Genomic DNA, 4,947 nt, shown 5'->3' on the forward strand with positions numbered 1-4,947 from the left:
ACGACGTTGATTTGAGTTTACTTAAAAACTTTCCGAAAGCCACCATTATAATTGACGATTTAAGTATTGTTAACAAAGCTCCTTTTGAAAATGACACGTTGTTTTATTCTAAAACGTTCTCCCTTAAAATGAGCATAAAAGAACTTTTTAAAGGAAAAGGAGAACCCATGAGTATTGATGCTTTTAGCATTGAAAATACAAGAGTGAATGTCGTTTTTAATAAAGATGGTTTAGCAAATTATGACATTGCCTAAAAAGATAAAAATGAAAGGGACAGTATTAAAAATAATGATTTTGCACTTAATTTTCAGCATTATGACATAAAAAATCTTCGTTTTACTTATTTTGATGAAGCTTCTAAAATGAGCGTGATTCTTGACAGCATTAATCACGAAGGAAGTGGTAATTTTAAGAGTAAAATTCTGGATTTAGACACCAAATCTACCGCCAAACTGGCCGTTTCCATTGACAAGACAAACTATTTAAAAAACGTGGTATTGTCACTTGATGCTTTACTGGGATTGGATTTGGAAAATTTTAAATATACTTTTAAGGAAAATGAGGCTTTGGTTAATTTGCTTCCAATTGCATTTGACGGATTTATTCAGATAACAGACTCTGGACAAGTGTATGATATGAAATTTAAAACGCCGGTTTCTTCTTTTAAAAACTTTTTGGGTTTAATTCCTGAAATGTATTTAGGAAAGTTGGATGGCATAAAAACTTCAGGGGATTTTAAGGTAAATGGAATTATAAAAGGTACTTATGCAAACAATACCATTCCTGCATTTGATGTTGAAATTGCCTCTGAAAATGCTTCGTTTCAATACCCTGATTTGCCGAAATCGGTAAAAAATATTGTGATAGATTCCCGTATTGTAAACAAAACAGGAATATTTAATGACACTTATATAAACCTCAACAAGTTATCATTTACCATCGATCAGGATGTGTTTAATGCAAAAGCAACCATTCAAAATATCAATGAAAACCCATTGATAAATGCCGAGATTAAGGGAATTGTGAATTTGGCAAATGTTGCCAAAGCCTATCCTGTAAAATTAGAAAAACCGTTAACTGGTATTTTAAAGGCCGATGTTGTAACGCGTTTTGATATGAAATCGGTTGAAGCAAGTCAATATCAAAACATTCAAAATACAGGAACCATTACAGTAACAGATTTCAATTATGAAAGCGAGGAAATGGTAAAACCATTTAAAATTAAACAAGCCGCCATTGCCTTCAATCCAAAGGACATTCGTTTGAATAAATTTGATGGGGAAACTGGAAATTCAGATTTTCTTGTAACAGGAAGTTTGGATAATTTTTATGGATTTATTTTTAAAAATCAAGTATTGAAAGGGAATTTCAACATGAGTTCCAGACAATTTGAAGTTGCCGATTTTATGGAAACAAAAACCGATACTACCGCAACTAGCGTGACCAAAGAAGCGCTCAAAATTCCTGCGTTTTTAGATGTTACTATCAACGCCAAAGCAACAACGGTGGTTTATGATAATTTGAATTTAAAAGAAGTTTCGGGGAATTTGGTTATTAAAGATGAAACTGTTGCATTAAGCAATTTAAAAATGAATGTTTTTGGCGGACAAATAGCCTTAAGCGGAATGGTATCAACCAAAGAAAAAACGCCAAAATTCGACATGGATTTAGGCTTAAATTCCTTGAACATTTCAGAATCTTTTACGCAGCTAGCGATGTTAAAAGCAATTGCCCCACTTGCAAATGCTGTTCTAGGGAAGTTAAACTCTACCATAAAATTATCGGGAAATTTAAACGATAATATGACACCCAATCTTAAATCCATTTCTGGAAATTTAATTGGTCAATTGTTGGACTCTAAATTAAATCCTGCCAATTCACCAATGCTTTCTTCTCTAAGTTCAAATATAAAATTTATAGACCTTGAAAAATTAAATTTGGACCAGCTAAAAATGGCATTGTCTTTTAAAGACGGAAAAGTAGAAATTAATCCTTTTACGCTTAAATATCAGGACATCAATATTGAAGTTGGAGGCTCACATGGTTTTGATCAAAGCATGGCTTATAATTTAAAATTTGATGTTCCTGTAAAATATTTAGGAACAGAAGTCAATAATTTAATTTCAAAATTAACACCTGCAGATGCAGCAAAAATCGAAAATTTTCCTGTAAATGCTAATTTAACTGGAAGTTTTACAAATCCGAAAGTTTCAACCGACATCAGTAAGGCCACAACCAACTTAGTTACTCAATTGGTAGAAATGCAAAAAGGAAAACTGATTAACCAGGCGACAGAAGCTTTAGGCAATTTAATACCGGGAAAAACCAAAGTCGATACCGTTAAAACCGAGCGTGTTGATACCACAAAAACCATAACACCTATTAAAGAACCCATAAATAAAATAAAAGACAGTATTGTTAAAAATGCTTTAAAGAATTTGCTCAAAAAGAAGCAATAGGAATGGTTCGCTATACTAAGTAAAAAAGGGAGCTCTTAGCTCCCTTTTTTCTTCAAAATATAATATTTCTTTACCTAAAGCAATTTATTTGCAATCAGATATTCTGCAATTTGAATGGTGTTTGTTGCGGCACCTTTACGAAGATTGTCGGCCACAATCCACATATTTAAGGTGTTTGGTTGTGATTCATCCCTTCTTATTCTGCCAACAAAAACTTCATCTTTATTGTGGGCGTAAATTGGCATTGGATAAGTATTGGTGTCTAAATTATCCTGAACGATAACTCCGGGGGTTTCACTTAACAATTTTCGAACTTCGCTTAAATCGAAATCATTTTCAAACTGAACGTTCACCGCTTCAGAGTGTCCGCCGGAAGTTGGGATACGCACAGCAGTTGCTGTAACGGTAAAAGAGTCATCATTTAATATTTTCTTAGGTTCTTTAACCAATTTCATTTCTTCTTTGGTGTAGCCGTTTTCTAAAAAAACATCACACTGCGGAATTGCATTTCTATTGATTGGATAATGATATGCCATTTCACCTTTTATACCTTTCGATTCATTTTCAAGTTGTTGCACTGCTTTTATGCCAGTGCCGGAAACAGATTGGTAGGTTGAAATTACCAAACGTTTCATTTTGTATTTTTTGTGCAAAGGGGCCAAAGCCATGACCAACTGAATTGTTGAACAGTTTGGATTTGCAATAATTTTATCTTCTTTGGTCAATTCATTGCCATTAATCTCAGGAACTATTAATTTTTTGGAGGGATCCATTCTCCAGGCAGAAGAATTATCAACAACAGTAGTTCCAACTTCAGCAAATTTTGGAGCCCATAATTCAGAAGTAGTTCCTCCTGCAGAAAATAAAGCGATATCCGGACGCGCATCAACGGCATCCTGCATTCCTATCACCGTATATTTTTTTCCTTTATATTCTATTTTCTTCCCAACAGAACGCTCTGAAGCCACCAACAATAATTCGGTAATTGGAAAATTCCGTTCCGCCAACACTTGCAACATGACGTCTCCTACCATTCCGGTAGCGCCTACAACAGCTACTTTCATCTTTTTATATTTTTATTTTAATACAGTTGCAAATTTTATAAAAAAATGTAAGAAACAAGCACTAAATTATTGAAAATTAACAGATAAATATTTTTCTGTTAAAAAAATGATAAAAGATTTGTAACTGAAATAGTTATCATAAATAATGTAATTTTGCAAAAAATCAAAAACAGCATGACTACTACAGGAAAAATTGAATTGATGGCTCCCGCCGGAAGTTTTGAATCGTTGCAGGCCGCATTGGACAATGGCGCCGATTCAATTTACTTTGGTGTTGAGCAGTTAAATATGCGCGCAAGGGCTTCCATAAATTTCACCATAGATGATCTTAAGGAAATAGCAACGCGATGTAAAGCAAAAAATGTAAGAACGTATCTTACTTTAAACACCATTATTTACGATCATGATTTATCAATTGTTAAAACCTTGCTTCAAAAAGCAAAGGAGGCAGATATTACAGCGGTTATTGCAATGGATCAGGCGGTTATTGCAACCGCAAGGGCTATTGGAATGGAAGTTCATATTTCAACCCAAATAAATGTTACCAATATTGAAACCGTGAAATTTTATGCCATGTTCGCCGATACGATGGTGTTGAGTCGCGAATTGAGCTTGCGCCAGGTTAAAAAAATTACCGAGCAAATTGTGAAAGAAGACGTGCGCGGACCTTCAGGAAATTTGTTGGAAATTGAAATTTTTGGCCATGGGGCATTGTGCATGGCAGTTTCAGGAAAATGTTATATGAGTTTGCATTCTTCAAATTCATCAGCAAATAGAGGTGCATGCAAACAAAATTGCCGAAAAAAGTATACGGTTATTGATCAGGAAACCGGATTTGAAATGGAATTGGACAATGAGTATATTATGTCGCCAAAAGACTTATGTACCATAGATTTTTTGGATCAAATTGAAGATGCCGGCGTAAAAGTGTTAAAAATTGAAGGTAGGGGAAGAGCTCCTGAATACGTAGCGAGTGTAATTAAATGTTACCGCGACGCCATTGACAGTATTGAAGAAGGAACTTACAGCAAAGAAAAGGTGATTTCATGGATGCTGGAATTGGAAAAAGTGTACAATCGCGGATTTTGGAGCGGTTATTATTTGGGACAAAAATTAGGGGAATGGAGCAATGGATCCGGAAGCCACGCGACACAAAAAAAAGTATATGTGGGCAAAGGAATGCATTATTTTCCCAAATCCAAAATTGCCGAATTTAAAATTGAAGCTTATGACATTGCAGTTGGCGATACCATTTTAATTACAGGGCCTACCACCGGGGCCAAAGAAATGGAAGTGACCCAAATGTTTATAAATGACATTAAGGGAGAAAAAGCCCAAAAAGGAGATTCTTGTACTTTTAAAATAGATTTTAGAATTCGTCCGTCGGATAAATTGTATAAAATTGTTGAAAATGTAGTTGAAGC

General features: G+C 34.5%; 4 protein-coding genes. 3 read left to right on the forward strand and 1 reads right to left on the reverse strand.

Annotated elements, in window-relative coordinates; all coding sequences use genetic code 11:
• A partial coding sequence (locus tag ABY285_RS12180; protein ID WP_372770442.1) for a hypothetical protein occupies positions 1–254 on the forward strand: 254 nt, incomplete at its 5' end.
• Positions 255–362: 108 nt separating this feature from the next.
• Positions 363–2,459 (forward strand): AsmA-like C-terminal region-containing protein, encoded by a 2,097-nt coding sequence (locus ABY285_RS12185; RefSeq protein WP_372770444.1) that lies wholly within the window; start codon positions 363–365, stop codon positions 2,457–2,459.
• Positions 2,460–2,533: 74 nt separating this feature from the next.
• Here the strand turns inward: ABY285_RS12185 and ABY285_RS12190 are convergent, their stop codons facing one another.
• The gene (locus ABY285_RS12190; RefSeq protein WP_372770446.1) at positions 2,534–3,523 is read right to left on the reverse strand and encodes an aspartate-semialdehyde dehydrogenase; all 990 of its coding nucleotides are present in this window, start codon (positions 3,521–3,523) and stop codon (positions 2,534–2,536) included.
• A gap of 174 nt (positions 3,524–3,697) precedes the next feature.
• Here ABY285_RS12190 and ABY285_RS12195 point away from each other — a divergent pair.
• The coding region (locus tag ABY285_RS12195) for a peptidase U32 family protein (protein WP_372770448.1) at positions 3,698–4,947 on the forward strand (1,250 nt) is incomplete at its 3' end.

The sequence above is a fragment of the Lutibacter sp. genome, assembly GCF_041555395.1.
In the GTDB taxonomy this organism is placed as follows: Bacteria; Bacteroidota; Bacteroidia; order Flavobacteriales; family Flavobacteriaceae; genus Lutibacter.